Genomic DNA, 19,523 nt, shown 5'->3' with positions numbered 1-19,523 from the left:
CACAATAGCCTCATTACGAACGGTGCGGATGTCCCGGATGGCCCAAGAATAAACGGCTTACGCTGTCCTTAATGGACGAGCGACGTTTACCGTAGCGGAATAAGCCTATTTATGGTGGCAAACTTATAAATTCTTATGTAGGAACAAGGCGTCGGGCTCCGCACTGTTTTCTTTTGCCGTCAAATGCTTGGGCGTGATCCTGAATACCGCCACGGCATTGCCGTCCATGGCCGAACGGTAGCGTTCCACCATCGCCGCCGACATCTTCGTCTTGTAAAAACCGGGGGTGTATTTATCCATCACCATCTGCAGCGCTTCCGCCGCCTCGGCGTGATCGTCCACCTTGCGGGCAACGCCGAAGATCATCACGCTCATGTAGGCCGTGTCCGCATGGCAGGGAACGGGATCGGTGACGGTCCCCTGCTCCTGGTAGACCGTGAAGCTGACGGCGGGATTGTCCGCCAAAAGCCGCACCTTCTTCCCAGAGCCCATGCCGTGCAGGTAAATGCAGCCGCGGTGCCAGACGAAGTTGACGGGAACCGTATAAGGATATTCGTCCCCGGCAATACCGATGACGCCGATGCGTGCATGGGCGAGAAAATCTTCGATCTTCTCCCGGTCTTGGCAATCTCTCCGCTTATAGCTGACAGGCTCCATCCCGGCACCCCGCTTCCGTCTGTATCCGTTCTTCCAAACGATTGAGAAATTCCGTCATCCAGGCGTTGTTTTGGGTGAATCGGTCCGGATATGCCATAATCTGCTGCGGAGACTGGACATACGCCGCCGGCACCAGTTCGGCCGCAAATTCCTTGGTCAGAACATCTACCAGCCCATGGGTCATCTCCAAGTGGAACTGGAATCCGAAAACCTTCTCCTTGTAAACAAAGGCTTGATGTCGGCATGCTACGCTAGACGCCAGTACCTTGGCATCCTCAGGCAGCTCGCTGAAGGTGTCGTAATGCCATTGGAAAACAACGGGGTCTTGGGGGAAGAAGGAAAACAGCGGGTCGGCCAAAGCCTCATCGGTCCACGCAATCGGCAGCCAGCCGATTTCCGGCTGAGGATTGGTTGTCACCTTGCCGCCGATGGCATCGGCAATAAGCTGACTGCCGAGGCAGATGCCGAGGACGATCTTGCCAGCTTTGACAGATTCGCGGATAAATGCTTTTTCCGCCGCCAAATAGGGAAAATGCTCCTCCTCGTAAATATTCATCGGGCCGCCCATGATAACCAGCATATCGAAGGCTTCCAAAGCCGGTAGCGGATCGTTCTCGAACTGCAGCGTTCGGGTGACAGGATGATCTTTCTCCTTGGCCCAAATCAAAATGCTCCCCGGATCTTCCATCTGAATGTGCTGCACATAATGAAGCCTCATCGTCCGACTCTCCTCCTCAAAGAAGACGGGGCGAAAGCAACCCCTCAAGGCAGCGCTGTCGCCCACGTATCTTCTCTCGTATTTTTCGAAATTTTACCACACATTCAGAATCCATTCCTTCTTTTTCTTGTACTCCATGTCGGTAAACAGCGTGTTGGCCATTTCCTCCGCCAGCCAGATCGCCCCGGCATAGCCGACTACTGGATGGCGGTGCAGCCCCGCCCGGTCGTAGGTGGGGAACCCGACCCGCACCATCGGGATGTTGTTGTCGATGGCAGTAAACCGGCCTTTGGAGTGACCGAGGATCAGGTCCAGCTCGATCTCCTTGCTTTTGATCCGGCTCTCCAACTCCATCAAATCAGCGTTCAGCACCACTTCCATTTTAAACGGAACGTCCTTTTGCAGCGCCTTGATCCGGGGGTCGTTCTTGTAGGTGATATTGTCGTCCCCGAGCAGCAGGAGCACGGGCTTCATCTCCAGGTCGAGGCAGAATTCCGCTAGGCCGATAACAAGATCGGGATGGCCGTAAATCGCCACCTTCTTGTCGGCCAAAAACATGTGAACCAGATCGGCCAAGGCGTCGATGGCTATTCCCCGTTCGCGGACGAGAGATGCCGGGATCGGCTTGCCGGTCAGCTTCTTTACGTTTTGCAGAAACGTATCCGTGTTGCGGATGCCGATAGGCGTCGGGCCGATGATCGCCGGAACCTCGAACTCGTTCTCCAAATACTTGGCCGCTTTGCCGCCTTCATATCGGTTGAGGGCAAGGGTGCCGATGGCGCTCCCCGTCCCTTCCAGATCCTCGATAGTCGTGTTGCCGTGGGACTCGCCGCTTTTGTCCGGCATGATCGGCGAATCGAAGCTCTCGATTTCAAAAAGCACCGTAGCGTCCACGTCCATCTCCGCCAGCAGATGCTTGAGGGTGGTGACGTCTCCCGGATTGACCCAGCCGGTGATCAGGTTCAGCTTGCCGTTAGGCTGACCCTTCTTGGCGAAATAGGTAACGAAGGCCTCCACCGCCACATCGTATCCGCTCACCTGACTGCCGATGAAGCTAGGGGTGTGGATGGGGATCAACCGCACATCCCGGTCCGCGTATTTTTCCTGCAGCAGCCCTCTGTTTAATTTTAAAATGACCCCGTCGATATCGTCCCCGATGACCTCCGTCGAACAGGTGGTGATGATCGGCACCACCTTCACATCGGGATAACGCATCAGCAGCACATCAACAGCCTGCTCTACCCGGTTCAAAGCGCCGAATACCGCCCCGTCCTCATGGAGAGAGGATGACGCGAGGATAAAGTTTTCCTTGAAATGCTGGGAGAACAACAGCCGGACGAACATGACGCAGCCTTGGCCGCCGTGGACGATGCCGATGCAGTCTTTAATGCCGATGCTGGCGTATTGGGCGCCGGCGGGCTGACACGTGAAAATCGGATTGATGACGCCGCTCCGAGATTTTTGTATGACTTCGCAGCTCATAGGCGATACCCTCCTTCCCTCTTGCTAATATTGCTTCACCGTCAGCTCTTCATTGAGCGAGCCGGTGATGGTGACGAAGTCTATACGCTCCTTCAACCCCTGCATGATCCCCTTAATTTCATCGGTGTCCAGCCCGGCAAGCCAGGAAAAACGGCTGCGGAACGCGTCGGCCAGGACGACGGCATCCACCCAATAACAGCGATCCGCAGGAGTCGAGGTCTCTACCGATTCACCGCAGAGAATCTGCGTCGTTTTGCCCAGAACCCCCTCGTTCTGCTTCCACCGGTCCCAGGCGCGAGAGTGAAACTGCCACAGGCATTTTTTCATAATATGGTCTTCCAGTTGGGTAACGCGCTGCTTTCTGACCGCTTCTTCCGTGTCGGCGGTACTGGCTGTATCGGTTAATTCGGCGGCTTGCAACTCCTGAATCTCCGCATTTGGTTCCATGGCGACTCCCTCCTTATTCATGGGATCCGGTAAGCCGGCTCTCGAATACGGGATAATCTCTCTTTTTCAGCCGGGCCAGCGAATCGTATTCTCCGGTGTATTCCCGCAGCACCGCCGAGTTCTTCACCTCGTCGCTTAAGATCGCGTCGGACATCATCTGTTGGGTGACAAAGCCCCTTTCCGTCGGAACTTCATCTTTGCTGATGTCTAGACCGGACAGCTGGTGAATCGGCGAGTAAATGGCGTTGTAAATGTCCCGGGCGAATCGCACCCAGCCTTCATAACCCTTGTAAGGACCGTTGTGGTAGGCGTGGGCGTTGAGGTAGGGAACCCGTATCTTTTTCGCCACTTCTCCCGGCCGTTTTCCGGTAAAAATAACGTCCGGCTTCAGCTTTTCCATCGCCTCCAACCCTTCCAGCTCGTTCGGATCGTCGATGGCAAGAGCGCCCTCCTCGCAGCGGGCGATGCCTTTCTCCATATCCCCTTGGTGGCCGAATTTCGTGTAAACCGAGACGACCTGGACGCCCATTTCCTCGTGAATGGCGTTGGCCCAGTGCCACAGCTTTGAGCCGCCGGGCCATAGGCAGACCCGCTTGCCCTTCAACCGCTCTTTGTACCAGTCCAGCTCCGGCTTCCAGCGGGCGGTTTCTTCCTCGATAATGGCTCTTGCCCTGTCTTCGATGCCGAAGAACATGCCGATCTTCAGCAGGGAAGCGGATAGCGGCTCAAAGCCGAAGCCGTCGATATCCAGCCGGGGAATGCCATAGCGCACCCGCAGCTCGTTGCAGATATACTCCGCCGAGCGGGCGCATTCCAGCACATTCAAGTGCGCCTTATGCATCGCCCGCAGATCGTCATAGGAACCGTTGCCGGTGAAGGTGGAGAGCACCTGAATGCCCATCCGCTTGAAATAGTCTTGCATGACCTCCTGGTCGCCCTGAATGTTGTATTCCCCGACATAATTGATCACATAGTCGCTGGTGATCTTCGGCTCGACGGTGCCCACCTTGTCATTGATCCAGGCGATGTTGATTTTGTGGTGGCCGCCGGATTGGCTTGGACCGGCAAACCCGGGAGAGTTACAGACGAAGATGTCGACCTCGGGCATCTCTTCCATCACTTCCGCGGCGATGGCATTGATATCGTCACCGATGAGCGCCGTGGCGCAGGTGGAGTAGATCGTCATCCGTTTGATGTCCGGACAGGCCTTGAAGGCTTCAATGATGTTTTGCTTCAGCAGCTTTTCGGCGCCGAAGACGATATGCTTCTCCTTCACATCCGTGGCAAAGGTGTATTTAAGCTGAAAATTGTTATTGTCGCTGATATACCGCTTGGTCTGCCATGTATCGTAGGTGCAGCCGACAGGGCCGTGGCTGATGTGGATGACATCCTTCATTGGCGTGCCGATGACATGCTTGGCACCGCAGTAAGCGCAGCCCCGTTCGGAGATGGAGCCGGGAATGGTGTTGAGATAGCCTAAGGGGAGGGCTGACGTCAGGTCCTCTCCGCAGCCTTTCGTTACAGCGTGCTTTTCACGCTCCGGGATGCACTCGCTGCATTTGAACTTATGGTAGGGCATAAAAACGCTCCTCCTTTCCTTGTCTGCCGACTAATCGACAAGACCGTATTTGACGACCATCGCTTCCAGCTCCTCCATGGCGAGGGGTTTCGGAATGACGAAATTTTCATTCTCGATAATCTTGCGGGCCAGTTCGCCGTATTCATGGGCTTGTTGGCAATCCGGCTCGTATTCGACGACGGTCTTCTTGTTGAACTCGGCCTTTTGCACGATGTTGTCCCGGGGCATGAAGTGAATCATTTGGGTACCAATGGCCGCCGTGAATTCCTCCAGGAACTCCCGCTCCCGGTCGACGTTGCGGCTGTTGCAAATGATACCGCCCAAGCGGACGCCGCTTTGCTTCGCGTACTTCACCAAGCCCTTGCAAATGTTGTTGGCGGCGTAGATCGCCATCATCTCGCCGGAAGCGACGATGTACACCTCCTGGGCCTTGCCGTCGCGGATCGGCATGGCGAAACCACCGCAGACGACGTCGCCGAGTACATCGAAAAACACGAAATCCAAATCATCGGTGTACGCGCCGTTTGCTTCCATCAGGTCGATAGCGGTGATGACCCCGCGGCCGGCGCAGCCGACGCCCGGTTCGGGACCGCCGGATTCCACACAGCGGATGCCGAGAAACCCGTCCTTGACAACCTTCTCGGTGGTGATGTTCTCTGCGCCTTCGTCCCGCAGCATATCCATCAGCGTCTTTTGGTTCATCCCGCCGAGGATCATCCGGGTGGAGTCCGCCTTCGGATCGCAGCCGTGGATAAACACCTTCTTGTCGTAAAAATGCGCCATCGCCGCCGCCGTGTTTTGCTGCGTCGTGGACTTGCCGATTCCACCCTTGCCGTAAATCGCGATTTTTCTGATGCTCATCTTGTTTCTCTCCTCTCATTTGTTTGAATATTCGGTCTATTTATCTCGTGATGACTCCAATCCGCCTCATGTCCCCCATCTGCCGCCGACGCTCATCTTTGCTGTCGTGTTTCGTTCGAGATGTTAGAATACATAACATTATGTTCATCTTCTCGGTGTTCACAGTGCCATAATAGCTGTGAAATCGGCCGAACGTCAACGAAATTAGCCCATATATTTCACGATTCAACAATACTGCCTTATTTAATGTTAGATTATCTTACACAACCTCTTTTTTTGCAGCCTTTCTCTCCTTTTCATACCGCTTTCAAAATACAGCAAAATTGCTCTCTCCGGTCCCGAAAAAGAAAAAACCTTCGTTCTCCACGCCTTTGCGCGAAAAACGAAAGTTAATCCAAAACGAAGAGCAGCTTCTCCCTGTTAGGTTCTATTCCTCGCTGTTAGCCGCCGCGGTCCGTCTGTTCTCCCGCAGCCTCGCCCGATCCAGTGCCTTCTTCAGCCACAGCGGCGGATCGCCCCGGAGCAGTCGGACCAGACCCTCTGCCAAGGGGATCACCTCAGCGCCTGCCTCCTGCTGCAGAACCATGATCCCTCTGGCGAGGGCGTTCTCGACGGCTCCCAGCCCCATACGGCTCACAAACAGCAGCTCGCAATCGTCAATGACGCTCAGCTTGCGCGCGATCCGTTCCTCGTCCGTCTCCCCTGCCAGCGGCTCAGGCGCCGCCCGGTGTTCCAGCCACCTATACCCCCCTGGGTCGAGGACAAAAACCGAAAAGGACCGGCATTGCCCAAAGTGGCCATCCAATTGCTTGCCGCGCATGGAAGCAAAAGCCACCTTCATGGAACCACCCCCATAACGAAAGCGAGCCGCAACGGGTCGGCGCATTGTTCTCCCAGCTTCTCTAGCTGATCGCCGCTCGGCCGGTTTCGCCAGTTCTCACCCGGACCGCTTCCTCAATGGGCAGGACAAAGATGCGTCCGTCGCCGATATCCCCGGTCCGGTTGACCTCGATGACGGCCGCGATCACCGCTTCGACGTCTTCATCATGCACAACCACGTTCAAAAAGCGCTTGGGGATGTACTTCATTTCTCCTACGTTTCCCCGGTCAACCGGCGGTTCATTTCCTTGCGTCAGCTTTACTTCGCCGGACAGCCCTTTTTGCTTGCCTCTGCCCAGAACAGAGGATGCAGTCATCGCCGGATAACCGAGGGACTCCAACGCATCCTTCGTTTTGGATATTTTGTTGGGCCGGATAATGACAATCAGTTCTTTCATCTTTGATCCCTCCCGCCCTTTATAGAGCCTTTTCTCCCGTCCGGATCGTATAAGCCGACTCTACCGGACTGACGAACAACTTGCCGTCGCCGAAATTGCCCGTGAACGCTTTTTCCGTGATGATGCCGAGGGCCTGCTCGACACTTTCATCCTCGACGACCATCAGCAGCATCACCTTGGGCAGCTCATCATAGTGGGCAGTTCCGATGGTGATCCCCTTTTGCTTCCCGCGTCCGACAACATTCAGCTTGGTCAGGGAGAAAAACCCGACTTCCGCCAGTCCGTCGACGACCTCCTCCGTTTTTTCCGGCCTTACGATCGCGCGAATCATCTTCATCCTAGAAAACCCCTTCCACATGAAATAAAACGCCAATTAGCGTGTAAAACCACAATCCGTTCCACGGACCCGAAAGCCAGCCTTTCAGCTTCTCCTGCCGCTTCTCTGTAAAAAAAATCAGCCCCAGTGCTTCCCTTCCGTACCGCTTCCTTTTGCCGGGCCGGCATTTAACAAGGAATTCCCATAATCGCGCAACCGCTCCGCCGTCCCTCTGTATCCCACGCTCAGTGTAAAGGGCGTCCCCAGCCGGTTGAAAACGGGAAAACCCGCGAGAATATACCGAATGCCTACAGAGGCCGCCCTTTGCTGCGCAAACGAATTGCCGATCCAGAAATCGGCGACGGCATCGCCCCCCTCCAGCATTCGGCAATCTTCGGCGGGAGCCGCCAACCCCTGCGGCAGCTTGGCAGGCTCCACGCCCATCTCCGCCAGCATTTGCAGGAGAGACGTCCGCTGGTCCTCCTCCAGAAGGACCGCAACCCGCTTACCCCGGTACACCGATCGGGCATCCAGCATGGTATCGAGCAGAAATTGACGCTGCCAGCGGTATTTCACCTGGGTTTCACTGCGGCTGAGCTGCTGCAAAAAGGCAAAAAAGGCGTCCGTTTCCCTCAGCCCGGTCACGCTCTTGAAAAGGCAATACGGAATATGTAAATACTCCCGGAGAAGCTGCGCCGCCGGTTCCATCGCCAGCCCGATGGCGATGGTATAGACCGATGCGCTCAGCTCCCGCAAGTAGTCAAGAGGAATCCCTCCCTGGGACAGCGGCGTGTAGCCTTTCATCAGATGCCCCGTAAGAGAGGACGACAAGTCCGGCAGCACGATCACCTCCAGCCCGAAGGAGGCGATGATTTCCTTCAGCTCCATCACATCTCCGGGACTCAGGTGAGCGCCTGGCAGCAGGTTGATCCGGTCTTTCCGCTTTTTCCGGATGACGCCGGATGATTGATGAATCACCTCCTTCACAACCGAGTAAACCATTTTTCCGTAGCCGGCTTCCAAAGAACCTTCGCAATCGGGAAGATGGACGGCGATGAGCATTTTGTCCCTAAGATAAGCGCGGTTTTCCTCTTGAAAAGATTGCACCGTTTGCTCCAAATCCTCGCCGACGGACTCCGTCAACGTTGTGCCGATCACCGCGACCACGTCGGGATTGTGCCGGGAAAGAATCAGCCGAAGCGCCTCGTGAATACTTTTCCCCCCGCCGGAAATCAAATTGTACTCGTGGATGGCAATATTGTGGATGGTCACCGGCTCCCGGTAATGGCCGGACAACACCGCCTGAATCGACTCCACACAGCCTTGGGAACCGTGAATCGCCGAGGCCGATTGATAGACGCCCTGCATCGCCAGAATGCCGCCCACTGCCTGGTTGACGCCATAGGCTCGGGCGGACAGGTGCCGAACTGCACGTTCATCCCCCGTCTGCATAGGTCCCGCCCTCCCAGGGTGCCGGACGGCGCACAACCTCCCATACCGGCTGCTTGATCACTTCTACTAAATCCCGCGCCAGCCGCCGCACGCCGCGGTAACCGATATAGCCGCACCGCTCCTCGTCAAGGTTGAGAAACGGGATCATCTCCTTCAAAGGAACATAGGCATTCCGGCCGCCGACGATCATCAGCTCCGCCTTGCGTTCCCGGTACAGACCGAGAATTTTCTTCTCGCTGCAATCCTTGACCAGAATGGCGTCTCCCGCCCGCTCCCGGATCCGCGAATAATCCTCCTGGGCGTTGCGGTTGGTGCCGATAGCCGCAACCTTAAGCCCCAGCTCCTGCAAAGCGGAAAGAAACAGCCAGCTGTCTGCCCCGTCGGTGAACAGAACAACCCTGCGCCCCTTCAGTTCTTTGCAGTCTGCAAGGGTATCCTTGCGAAGGCTCTCTTCTTCCTTGCGGATGTAGCGATGAATCTTGCGATCGAGCCAATCGTTTTGGAAGTGAAAGGCAAGCTGGCGCAGAGAAAAGCGGATTTCCTTGCTGCCGTAAAAGGACGCCTCAATAAAAGGGGTGCCGTAAGCATCCCGCATGTTGCGGGACAGAGCGAGGAGCGCGCGCCCTCCGGCCAACACATTCACCCTCGCGCTAGCGGCAGCGGGCAAATCCTGAAAAGACCGACCGCCGGCGATCTTGGACAAGACGCGAATGCCGATTTTACCGAGTATGTCTTCGATTTCTTCGCCGCTGCCGCAAAACTCATACTCCCCGATCAAGTTGATATCGAACGAGGTGAGACGCTGCGGAACCGCCGTTTCCGCACAGATGATCCGCCGGAACAGGATCTCTCCCGCCTGCCGCGTCCCCATTTGCCGATTGCCGGCAAAGCCCTGGCTGTGGACCACCAGCACCGGCAGAGCGTGCTTCCGTTCCGCCGCTTCGCAAACGGCGTCGACTTTATCCATGGTGAGCAAGGTAATGCATGTTGCGTATACAAAAACGCAGGTCGGCCGGTACGTATCGACAAGCCCGTCAATCGACGCAGCCAGGTTCGCTTCGCTGCCGGCCATGATTTCTTCCCGGGAAAGATGGGTGGAGAAAACCGGAAAGTCCTCCGGCTCGTACCCGTTGACCGCCCCAAGGTAACCGGCACTGTTAAACAAGCAGCCCGGCGTCCCATGGATGAGATGCAGCGCTCCGGGGACCGGTAGCAAAAACAAGTGTGAGCCGTGAAAGGCGCAGCCCTTTGTCAGCTCCCCCGGCCGCGGTCCGGCACAGCCTTTTTGATGATGGTTGTTATGCTCGCATGCAGGTTCTGTAAAGAGCGCCTCTTCCCATTCCTCAGGCATGAAAGTTTCCTCCCCGCAACCAGCCTTCAACTGCTGCCTATCCGCGAATCGGAACACTTTGCGGCGCGGAGCCCACGGATACCCCCATACCCGCTTGCTCCGACCGCTCCTTCGTTCCCTCCCTTTCAACTAAAACACGCATGCTTATTCCGGCCGCTTGAACCTAACGGCTGCAGGCAAGCCTGATCACCCCTCCATGGCGGTGACCTCCCGTACCAGCGCCTCCAGCTCGGCCCCTTCCACCGGCCGCTTGGTGCGGATGGAACGGGCTTTCACCAGCTCCAGCAGCACCGGTTCCTTTTGCGGAGGAACGGCCAGGCCCTCCTTGTGGAGAATATGCCGCAAGGCGTGACCGCCGGAATGCTTGCCCAGGAGAAACAGATGGCTTCGCCCCAATTCCGCTGGATCGAAGCTTTGGTAGAGCGATGGATTCTTCAGCAGGCCGTCGACGTGAATGCCCGATTCATGGGCGAAAACCAAACCGCCGACCATCGGCTTCGCCTCCGGGAGCCTTCTGCCGGAAGCCGCCGCCACCGCCTCGGCGACTTTCTGCAAATGCAGAGGCGATATACCGGTTTCGCCGCCGTAGAGGTGCCGCCAAGCCATGGCCACTTCCTCCATAGCCGCGTTCCCCGCCCGTTCACCGAGTCCGGCCACCGTCGTGCTCGCCCAGCCGGCGCCAGCTTCCAGCGCGGCCAGCGTGTTGGCGGTGGCAAGGCCAAAATCGTTGTGGCAGTGGATGTCCAGCTCTGTGTCGTGGCCGCAGGCGTCCAGCAAGTAGCGGACCGCCAGGGCGGCAGAGGACGGGTTCAGCACCGAGACGGTATCCGCGTAGCGAAACCGGCGGATGCCATCCGCCTTGAGCCGCCGCATCAGTCCGCCGAGCCAGGCAAGATCGGCGCGGCTGGCATCCTCGAAGCCCACCGACACGGCGAGCCCCCGCTCCAGCGCATAGAGAACGGTGCGGCGTATGCGCGTCTCTGCCTCCGTCCGCTCGATGCCCAGCTTGGAGCGGAGATGCAAATCGGAGGCGGGCAGGGAGATGTGGGCCCAAGGAGAGCCCGTTTCCAGGCTATAGTCGATATCGGAGGCAACGGCGCGGTTCCAGGTGGATACCACAGCCGGCAACCCAAGCTCGACGATGGAGCGGATTGCGGCTCTTTCTTCAGCCCCCGAGGCCGGGATACCCGCCTCGATCATCTCCACGCCCGCCTCCGTCAATAGACGGGCGAGTAGACGTTTCTCCGCAGCGGTGAAGCTCACCCCGGCGGCTTGTTCCCCGTCGCGCAGCGTCGTGTCGCAAACATGCAGCAGTTTGCCGCTCATGGGCTGCACCCGCCCTTCTCCATGCAAGCGGCGCAGCCGGTGCGGAACAGCGGCGCTCGGAGGTCCTCCTCGCCGCCGCAGCCGCCCTCAAATGCGGGCGGCATAATGGCCTCTTGATACGCCAACTCCAGGAGCTCCCGCTGCCGACACCAGGCGGCGCTTTCCGCCGCAGCCAGCTCGGTCAGCCCCGCTTCCTCCAGATAGCGGCGGAAGCGGAGCAAGAAAGGCAATCTGCCGCCCTTCAGACGGGACGGATCATAGGCGACGCAAAATTGCTCAAACAGACTGTCCACAGCATCCAATGTCATGCTTTTTCCGTTCATGGTCCCCCACTCCTTGTTTCGCATTGACGTTAAGGTTTCTATTGGATCTGCCATTTCTATTCGTTCTAACGGATTAACCAGCTTGATTCCTCAGCTTGACGCACCGGCAGTTTCAGCGTCGCTCACACTTTTGCAATCTCCGGGTAGCGGTCCAGCCATTCCAAACCTTGCTGCACCCAAATCTCGCCGGTCTTCGCCGCTTGCTCCAAGGTGGTGAAGAGGGGATTGCCGCCCCGCAGGCTTTTGACGACCAGAACCAGCCGGCCCGCATAGACCAGGCCGCGCCCGAAGCCTTCGTGATTCAAATCCACCAGGCTACAGACCGGGAGACCTCTCTGCCGTTCGATGGCGATGGAGACCGCGCGAAAAAACAAATCCAACTGGTCATGCCACTGGCCAATATCGGGCAGTCCGAAACAATTGGGGACGACCGCGTTTTTCGCCGGACCTGAGCGGAGGAAAAACACTCGTTCCGCCTTTTGCTGCGGAGTCAGCTTCGCCGGCGTGCCCCAAGGCTGCGCCGCATGGATGACCTGGTTCAGACAATCGAGAAACAAGCCGGAATTCACCAAACCGTCGTTTGTCGCAACTGCAAGCTCACTCATCCGCTGTCTCCACCTCCTTCTTTCCCGCCATCGCTTTCGCCAGCCAAATCGGCGGTTTGCCCCGCAGTACTTCCATCAGCTTTTCCACATGTGTCTGGATGGAGGAGCCTTCATCCACTTTCACCGGCATGATTCGGCTGCGCGTAACGCGGGCGGCGGCAGCGGCCCCGATCTGATTGATGTAAACCAGCGTGCAGTCCCGGATGGCGGTCACCCGCTGCTCAATCCGGCTGTTATCGCCGGAGTCGATCCCGAGGGGAGCCACGACGCTGCGTTCCGGCAGTTCTTCGTAGCGGTTGGCATCCAACTCGTAGACGGTGAAGGCGTCGCACAGTCCGAAATGGGCGTTGACCGTTCGGCCGTCCGTAGTGGCAAAGGCAATTTTAATCATGGGCTCCAACCTCTCTTTCCAACAAAAGATTTCCGCAGCGCATCGTCAGCTCGATCGCCCCCCTGTATCCCACCGACACGGTCAGACCGGCTCCGATCCGGTGAAGCACCGGAAAACCGCAAGGCACAAAATGCGCCCCAACCCTGTCAGCTCCCTGCTTGCCGTGGGAATTGCTGATCCAAAGGTCGCCGTGCCCGGCCATCCGTTCGAGATCGTCCAGATCGCCTACCCAAACCGTTTCATCCAGCTTTTCCAGCGCAGGCGAGGGAACGGGAGAAACCAATCCCTTCCGCTTCACACCCATTTCCTGCAGCCAGCCAGCCATATCAAGTAAGTGGTCGGGTTCCAGGGCAACCACCGCTCGCCTCCCCAAATAGGTGAAGTGGGCATCCAGCATGCAGTCCACCAGGTTTTCCCGCTGCCAAATATAACGGGAAGGCAGCGTCATGCGCGCCAACTGCTGCAAATGCTCGATCAACTCGTCCGTTGCCGCAAGGCCGAAGCTGCGGGGGAATACCCGGACGGGAATGCCAACTGCCTGAAGCTTGCAGGCGGCCCGCTCCATATGACTGCCGATGGCGATGACCGCCTCGGCGGTCAGCATCTGTTCGACGACGTCGAGAGGCTGGCCGCCCCGGCTGAGGGGCGTGTGCCCGGTGAGCAGATGACCGGATAGCGACGTGGAGAGATCGGGCAGCGCAATCACCTCCAGCCCGAAGGAGGCGATGAGATCCTTGAGCTCCGTCACGTCTCCCGGGGTCAAGTGCGCACCGGGCAAAAGGACGATGCGGCCTTTCACCGGCCTCGGCCGCAAGATGCCGGCAGTTCCGCCGGTTGCCCCTGCCGCCCCCGCAGCAGTCTGATTGCGCTTGGCCTTATCCAATACGGCTTCGATCACCGCCTCCACTGTTCGGGCATAACCCGATTCCAACGAGCCGGTGAAATCGGGAACGGAAACGGGAACGACAAGGGTGTCCTTCACGTCTCTCTGCCGCATGTATTGGCGGATTTCCGCCTTCAAATCGTCGCCGCCGGCCAACTCGGTCAGGGCCGTGGACAACACGGTTACGATATCGGGACGGTGCTTGGCGATCACCGCATCGAGAGCCTCGGTCAGGTTGCGGCCGGAGCCGAAGATGACGTTCATCTCCTGGAGAGCCGAGGTTTGCATGGCGCAAGGCTCCCGGTAGTGGCCGGTGATCAACTGGCGGATGAAAGCGGCGCAGCCTTGACCACCGTGAACAATGGACAAGGAGCGGTAAAAGCCCTGCATGGCGATGATGCCCCCCAGTGGCTGGCCCAGCTTGAGTGGATTGATGACGGCGGCTTTATTTGCCTGCATAATGGCCATAAGGCGGCACTCCTTCCCACGGAGGACGGCGCTTGGCCGCCTCCCACACCGGATGGGTCAGCGACTCCACCAGATGGTTGGCTAGCCGCGTCAACCCCTTGTAGCCGGCATAGGCGGTGTGCCGCTCCTGATTGATATCCAAATAAGGAATCTGCTCCTTGAGGGCGACAAACATGTTGCGGCCGCCGGCGATGATCATATCGGCCTTCTTGTCCCGGACGGTCTTCAAGATCCGTGCCGCGCCGCCTTCGTCGATGAGCACCGTGTCGGCGGTTACCCGCTCCTTGATGCGGGACACGTCCTCGCGGCTGCTCTTGTTCGTCCCGACGCCGACGACCTTGATGCCCAGCTCCTGTAAGGCGGTGATAACGGACCAGCTTTTCACGCCGCCGGTATACAGCACAACGCGTTTGCCGCGCAGCACGGACTTGGCCTCGGCCAATTCCCGCTCCAGCCGCCGCTCCTCTCGCTTGATCAACTGCTCGACGCGAATTTCCAGCGCCCGGTCGCCCAACAGATAGGCGATTTGCCGCAAGGAAAACGCCGTCTCCCGCGCCCCATAAAAGGAGCCTTCAAAAAAGGGAATGCCGTACTTGTCTCGCATATTCTTCGCCAAGCCGATCATCGCCCGGCTGCACACGACCATATTGACCTTGGCCCGGTGGGCATAGCGGACTTCCTGAAAACGGCCGTCGCCGGTGATGCGGGAGAGAACGCGAATGCCCACTTGCCCGAACAGCTCGTTGATATCCCACAGCTCTCCGGCAATGTTATATTCGCCGATCAGGTTGATATCGTACGGGGTGAGCGGCTCCTCCGGTTCCGCCGTGCCGATGACATGCTCGAACAGCGCATCGCCGGCCAAGCGGTTGCCGAGGTTTTTGTTGCCGAGAAACCCCGGGCTGTTGACGGGAATGACGGGGATGGACCAGCGCTGGCTTTCGCTCTTGCACACCGCCTCCAGATCGTCGCCGATGAGGGCGGTGACACAGGTGGCGTAAACGAACACGGCCGGAGGCGAGTAGCGCTCGATGATCTCGCCGATGGCCCGGCGCAGCTTTTTCTCACCGCCGAAGATGATGTCCTGTTCACCCAGATCAGTCGTCATGCCGAAACGGGAAAGAAAGGGGCCCGAGGACAGGCTCCCCCTCCATTCCCAGCTGTTTCCGGAACAACCGATCGGACCGTGTACGAGATGGGCGGCATCGGCGATGGGAAGCAACGTGATCTGCGCCCCGTCGAAGGTGCATCCGCCTGCCGCCTCGCCCGGCTTCGGACGGGGGCAGGACGGCGGCTTTTTCTGATTTTGCAGGCACTCGCCCTGAGTCATCATTTTTTCATTTAGCAGCACGCCCCATCCCTCCTTGAACATGCGTGTACTTGAAAGCTTCCTACCATTCTCGCTCCAATGGACCGAGACCGCTGTCAGCGAACCGCGTCGAAACTGTGATCCGGTGCCTCGTCGTCCAGATTGTCCAGCAGGGAGTTGACAATGTGAACCAGCACTTGCAGCGCTCCTTGATAGCCGATGATCGGGAAACGGTGCAGGTGGTGGCGGTCGAAGATCGGAAAACCGAAGCGCACGAGCGGTATGCCCGCGTCTTTGGCGGCGTATTTCAGATAGGTGCTACCGATGGCGAAGTCCACCGGCTCGGTCAAGAGCAGGGATCGCATGTGCCACAGGTCCTTGCCTACGTAAACCTTGCCTTCGAGTCCGTAAGGGCTGGCGGCGAGAAGGGCCTTGGCCTCCTCTTCAAAATCGGAGTCGCCGTTGGTGCAGACAATGTGCACCGGCTCAATCCCGACCTCCAGGCAAAAACCGATGAGACCGAGAAGCATGTCCGGATCTCCGGCCATGGCCACACGCTTGCCGTGCAGATACGGGTGGGAGTCCGCCATGGCGTCGACAACGCGGCCCCGCTCCTTGATGAGCTCGGCTGGCACCGGCTTGCCGCTGATCCCACTGATGAGGGAAACCAGCCGGTCGGTGGCGCCGATGCCAATGGGGGCGGAGAAGGCAGCCGTTTGGTGGCCCCAGCTCGCCCCCACGTATTTCATGGTCTTGCTGGTGGAGTACTTTTGCAGGGCAATGGTCGCCGCAGCTGCCGGAGCTTGCTCCACATCCGCCAGCTTTGTCCCGCCGTAGTAGTAGTTGTACTCCCCGTTGGCGGGGGAATCCAGATTGTCACTGTAATCGCCGAGGATGGTGTAGTCCACATCCATCAACGCCAGGAGCCGCTTCAATTCGGCGAAATTCCCCGTGTACGTATCGAAGCCGGCGATGAAATTGATTTTGCCAGAAGGGGTTTTTGCCGCTTCCGGATTACGTTCGCTCAAACAGCTCAAGATGCCCTTCATCATCGCGTCGTACCCGGTGATGTGCGAGCCGATGAAGCTCGGCGTATTAGCGTAAGCCACAGGGAATTCCTGGCTGATCGCCCCTTCGCCTCGGGCATTCCGGATGAACGCCTGCAAGTCATCGCCGATAACCTCCGCCATGCATGTGGTGCTCATAGCGATCATCTCCGGCTTATACAGCGCCGTACTGTTTTGCAGTCCGTCGATCAGGTTGCGCATGCCGCCGAATACAGCTCCGTCCTCAGTCATCGAGGAGGAGACGGCCGGCACCGGCTCCTTGAAATGGCGGGCCAGATGGCTGCGAAAATAGGCGACGCAGCCTTGGGAGCCCTGAACGAAGGGCAGTGTCTTTTCAAAACCGAGACCGGCCAGCACCGCACCTAAAGGCTGGCAGGCCTTCGCCGGGTTGATGACCACGCTAGAACGGGCAAAGTTCTTCTCCTTGTATTCCTCCGTCGCCGTATAGGCGCGGACCTCTTCCACTTTATCCGTTGGACAGGCCAGCTCAAACTGCTTCTTGTTCTCCGCCTGGCGCTTGTACTTCTCTTGCTGGAACAGCGTATTGTGATCCTTAATCGGCAAACGATTCGCCATGTTCCCCACTCCTCTCCCCTTTATCCGCCGCTCAGAACGGCGATTTCAGCAGCGACCACACCGGGCTGTTGATCGCCATATCCATGTCGCGGGCGAATACCTTGAAACCGTCGAAGCCGTGGTAGGGTCCACTGTAATCCCAGGAATGCATTTGCCGGAACGGGACGCCCATTTTGTGATAGACGTATTTTTCCTTAACTCCCGCTCCCACCAAATCAGGCCGCAGTGCGCCTGCCAAATATTCGAGATCGTAGGCGGTAGGGTCGTCGTAGACGATGGTACCTTCCTTCAGATCGGTGAAAGTCCGCTCGTAGTCGTCCTTGTGGGCAAATTCATAGCCGGTGGCGACGATTTCCATGCCCAGGTCCTCATAGGCTCCGATTACGTGGCGCGGGCGCAAACCGCCGATGGCCAGCAGCACCTTTTTGCCTTCCAAGCGGGGGCGGTATTTTTCGATGATCGGATTAATCTCTTCCATATAACGGGTGATAACTTTTTCGCAATTATCTTGAATCGTTTGGTCAAAGCGGGCGGCAATGGCGCGCAGGCTGGCGATGGTTTTGGAGGGACCGAAAAAGTTGTACTCCATACCAGGGAATGCCGTATTGCTCTTCCATCGTCGTGCAGATATAGTTCATGGAACGGTAGCAGTGGATCAGGTTCAAGCGCGACCGGTGGCCGATCATCAACTCGTTCAAGGTGCCGTCGCCCGACCATTGGGAGATGACCCGCAGGCCCATTTCTTCCAATAAAATGCGGGAAGCCCAAGCGTCGCCGCCGATGTTGTAATCACCGATGATGGAAACGTCATACGGTCCCGACTCCGGCAAATCGCCCTTGCCCATGACATGATCGCGGATGGCGTCGTTGGCGATGTGGTGGCCGAGGGATTGGCTCACGCCACGGAAGCCTTCACAGGCCACCGGGACCACGGGGATACCCAGCTCCTTGGTCATTTTCTTGGCAACGGCGTCAATGTCGTCGCCGATCAAGCCGACGGGGCACTCCGACTGAATCGAGATCCCTTTGACCAAAGGGAATAGCTCGACGATTTCGCGGCAGATTTGCTCCAGCTTCTTGTCGCCACCGAAGACGATGTCCGTCTCTTGAAAATCGCTGGTGATTTGCATGGCGCCAAAGGAGCTCACGCCCAGCACCCCGTTCTGGTAGTTGCGCCGGGTTGCCCAGCTGTATTGACCGCAGCCTATAGGACCGTGGCTGATGTGAATCATATCCTTGATCGGACCCCAAACGACGCCCTTCGATCCGGCGTAGGCGCAACCGCGAACGGTCATGACGCCAGGCCGGGATTTGATGTTCGATTTGATCGCGCACTTGCCTGTCGCCTGTTTCTCCGCATCGTTCACTTCAAAATGTTTGGCGCGCTGCTTTCGCGTTTTTTCCGGATAGGCTTCGAGCAACTCCTCGATCACTTTGCCGGGGGATGGGATAACTACACTCATGAACACGAAACCTCCTTTAAATGATGGCGGTCCGGGCTGACCGGCCCTTTGCGCATCGACGGATGTACGACTGGATTGGTGGTTCAGCTGGCCGCTTCTTGAGCCTCTAGCTTCTTGATGGCCGTTTCTTCGTCCTCAATGACGCCGAATTCCATCAACAGATCCTCCAGCTCCTCCATCTCGATGGGAGTCGGAATCGTGAACATGTCGTTATGCAAAATGTTGCCCGCAAGGGTTTCGTATTCTTTTGCCTGTGCGTGTTCGGGGTTGTATTGGGCAACTGTCATTTTCCGCAACTCAGCGTGCTGCACGACGTTGTTTCGCGGCATGAAGTGGATCATTTGCGTATTTAGCCGTTTGGCCAGAGCCATGATCAGTTCATCTTCCCGGTCAGTATTGCGGCTATTGCAAATGAGGCCGCCCAAGCGGACGCCGCCGCTGGTGGCGTACTTCAGAATCCCCCGGGCGATATTGTTCGCCGCATACATCGCCATCATTTCACCAGAGCAGACGATGTAAATTTCCTTTGCTTTATTCTCCCGGATCGGCATGGCGAATCCGCCGCATACGACGTCGCCGAGAACGTCATAGGATACGAAATCCAAATCTTCGTAAGCGCCGTTATCCTCCAGGAAGTTGATCGAGGTGATGATGCCGCGGCCGGCGCAGCCGACACCCGGTTCAGGTCCGCCGGATTCCACGCACTTGATCCCACCAAACCCGGTAGCCACTACGTCCTCCAACTCCAGTTCTTCGACGCTGCCCAGTTCCGCCGCCTTGTGCAGAACCGTTTGTTGGGCCTTCGTGTTCAAAATGAGGCGGGTGGAGTCTGCTTTCGGGTCGCAGCCGACGATCATGATTTTTTGGCCGAATTTGGTAGCCAGTTGGGCTAGCGTGTTTTGCGAAGTCGTGGATTTGCCGATACCGCCTTTGCCGTAGAACGCGATTTGTCTCAATGCCATGAGTAATCAT

21 protein-coding genes are annotated in these 19,523 nt (G+C 57.7%); all 21 read right to left on the bottom strand.

The window, feature by feature from the left end; translation table 11 throughout:
* Positions 1–123: 123 nt before the first annotated feature.
* The 21 genes from TJ79_RS18720 to nifH (TJ79_RS18625) all read right to left on the bottom strand — a co-directional run bounded on the left by TJ79_RS18720 (position 124) and on the right by nifH (TJ79_RS18625) (position 19,513).
* The gene (locus tag TJ79_RS18720; RefSeq protein ID WP_040951861.1) at positions 124–657 is read right to left on the bottom strand and encodes a pyridoxamine 5'-phosphate oxidase family protein; all 534 of its coding nucleotides are present in this window, start codon (positions 655–657) and stop codon (positions 124–126) included.
* On the bottom strand, positions 638–1,375 hold the full coding sequence (locus TJ79_RS18715) for a type 1 glutamine amidotransferase (protein ID WP_040951860.1): 738 nt from the start codon (positions 1,373–1,375) through the stop codon (positions 638–640). The genes TJ79_RS18720 and TJ79_RS18715 overlap by 20 nt, the downstream gene beginning before the upstream one ends.
* A gap of 93 nt (positions 1,376–1,468) precedes the next feature.
* The gene (anfK, locus tag TJ79_RS18710) at positions 1,469–2,857 is read right to left on the bottom strand and encodes a Fe-only nitrogenase subunit beta (protein WP_040951859.1); all 1,389 of its coding nucleotides are present in this window, start codon (positions 2,855–2,857) and stop codon (positions 1,469–1,471) included.
* A gap of 24 nt (positions 2,858–2,881) precedes the next feature.
* Positions 2,882–3,304, bottom strand: a complete 423-nt coding sequence (anfG, locus tag TJ79_RS18705) for a Fe-only nitrogenase subunit delta (protein ID WP_081757005.1) — start codon at positions 3,302–3,304, stop codon at positions 2,882–2,884.
* A gap of 13 nt (positions 3,305–3,317) precedes the next feature.
* On the bottom strand, positions 3,318–4,883 hold the full coding sequence (gene anfD / locus TJ79_RS18700) for a nitrogenase iron-iron protein, alpha chain (RefSeq protein ID WP_040951858.1): 1,566 nt from the start codon (positions 4,881–4,883) through the stop codon (positions 3,318–3,320).
* Positions 4,884–4,913: 30 nt separating this feature from the next.
* A complete protein-coding gene (gene nifH, locus TJ79_RS18695) occupies positions 4,914–5,744 on the bottom strand; it encodes a nitrogenase iron protein (protein WP_238323069.1) in 831 nt (276 codons plus the stop codon).
* 427 nt (positions 5,745–6,171) lie between these two features.
* A complete protein-coding gene (locus TJ79_RS26130) occupies positions 6,172–6,585 on the bottom strand; it encodes a NifB/NifX family molybdenum-iron cluster-binding protein (protein WP_052339742.1) in 414 nt (137 codons plus the stop codon).
* A 61-nt stretch (positions 6,586–6,646) separates the two neighbouring features.
* Positions 6,647–7,021, bottom strand: a complete 375-nt coding sequence (locus TJ79_RS18685) for a P-II family nitrogen regulator (RefSeq protein WP_040951857.1) — start codon at positions 7,019–7,021, stop codon at positions 6,647–6,649.
* Between the two features lie 19 nt (positions 7,022–7,040).
* Positions 7,041–7,358 carry a P-II family nitrogen regulator gene (locus TJ79_RS18680; protein WP_040951856.1) on the bottom strand — a complete coding sequence of 106 codons (318 nt, stop codon included), beginning with the start codon at positions 7,356–7,358 and terminating at the stop codon, positions 7,041–7,043.
* A 117-nt stretch (positions 7,359–7,475) separates the two neighbouring features.
* Entirely contained in the window at positions 7,476–8,789 is a 1,314-nt protein-coding gene (locus TJ79_RS18675; RefSeq protein ID WP_052339741.1) for a nitrogenase component 1, read from the bottom strand.
* The gene (locus tag TJ79_RS18670) at positions 8,773–10,140 is read right to left on the bottom strand and encodes a nitrogenase component 1 (RefSeq protein ID WP_052339740.1); all 1,368 of its coding nucleotides are present in this window, start codon (positions 10,138–10,140) and stop codon (positions 8,773–8,775) included. The genes TJ79_RS18675 and TJ79_RS18670 overlap by 17 nt, the downstream gene beginning before the upstream one ends.
* 186 nt (positions 10,141–10,326) lie before the next feature.
* Entirely contained in the window at positions 10,327–11,466 is a 1,140-nt protein-coding gene (locus TJ79_RS18665) for a homocitrate synthase/isopropylmalate synthase family protein (RefSeq protein WP_040951855.1), read from the bottom strand.
* Positions 11,463–11,789: a nitrogenase-stabilizing/protective protein NifW gene (locus TJ79_RS18660; protein ID WP_040951854.1), complete on the bottom strand. Its 327-nt coding sequence runs from the start codon at positions 11,787–11,789 to the stop codon at positions 11,463–11,465. The genes TJ79_RS18665 and TJ79_RS18660 overlap by 4 nt, the downstream gene beginning before the upstream one ends.
* Positions 11,790–11,911: 122 nt before the next feature.
* Complete coding sequence (locus TJ79_RS26125; RefSeq protein WP_052339739.1) at positions 11,912–12,394, bottom strand: DUF269 domain-containing protein; 483 nt, start codon at positions 12,392–12,394, stop codon at positions 11,912–11,914.
* The gene (locus TJ79_RS18650) at positions 12,387–12,785 is read right to left on the bottom strand and encodes a NifB/NifX family molybdenum-iron cluster-binding protein (protein ID WP_052339738.1); all 399 of its coding nucleotides are present in this window, start codon (positions 12,783–12,785) and stop codon (positions 12,387–12,389) included. Before TJ79_RS18650 ends, TJ79_RS26125 begins: the two co-directional genes overlap by 8 nt.
* The gene (nifN, locus tag TJ79_RS18645) at positions 12,778–14,136 is read right to left on the bottom strand and encodes a nitrogenase iron-molybdenum cofactor biosynthesis protein NifN (protein WP_040951853.1); all 1,359 of its coding nucleotides are present in this window, start codon (positions 14,134–14,136) and stop codon (positions 12,778–12,780) included. The genes TJ79_RS18650 and nifN overlap by 8 nt, the downstream gene beginning before the upstream one ends.
* Positions 14,114–15,487, bottom strand: a complete 1,374-nt coding sequence (nifE, locus tag TJ79_RS18640; RefSeq protein ID WP_238323068.1) for a nitrogenase iron-molybdenum cofactor biosynthesis protein NifE — start codon at positions 15,485–15,487, stop codon at positions 14,114–14,116. Before nifE ends, nifN begins: the two co-directional genes overlap by 23 nt.
* A gap of 74 nt (positions 15,488–15,561) precedes the next feature.
* The gene (nifK, locus tag TJ79_RS18635) at positions 15,562–17,088 is read right to left on the bottom strand and encodes a nitrogenase molybdenum-iron protein subunit beta (protein ID WP_040951852.1); all 1,527 of its coding nucleotides are present in this window, start codon (positions 17,086–17,088) and stop codon (positions 15,562–15,564) included.
* Between the two features lie 31 nt (positions 17,089–17,119).
* Positions 17,120–17,677, bottom strand: a complete 558-nt coding sequence (locus tag TJ79_RS28470; RefSeq protein ID WP_272944756.1) for a nitrogenase component 1 — start codon at positions 17,675–17,677, stop codon at positions 17,120–17,122.
* The gene (locus TJ79_RS28465; protein ID WP_272944755.1) at positions 17,610–18,551 is read right to left on the bottom strand and encodes a nitrogenase component 1; all 942 of its coding nucleotides are present in this window, start codon (positions 18,549–18,551) and stop codon (positions 17,610–17,612) included. The genes TJ79_RS28470 and TJ79_RS28465 overlap by 68 nt, the downstream gene beginning before the upstream one ends.
* An 83-nt stretch (positions 18,552–18,634) precedes the next feature.
* Positions 18,635–19,513, bottom strand: a complete 879-nt coding sequence (nifH, locus tag TJ79_RS18625; protein WP_040951851.1) for a nitrogenase iron protein — start codon at positions 19,511–19,513, stop codon at positions 18,635–18,637.
* Between the last annotated feature and the right edge of the window lie 10 nt (positions 19,514–19,523).

The organism is Gorillibacterium massiliense (assembly GCF_000455485.1).
GTDB classification, from domain to species: domain Bacteria; phylum Bacillota; class Bacilli; order Paenibacillales; family NBRC-103111; genus Gorillibacterium; species Gorillibacterium massiliense.
This window is presented reverse-complemented; position numbering and strand designations above follow the sequence as displayed.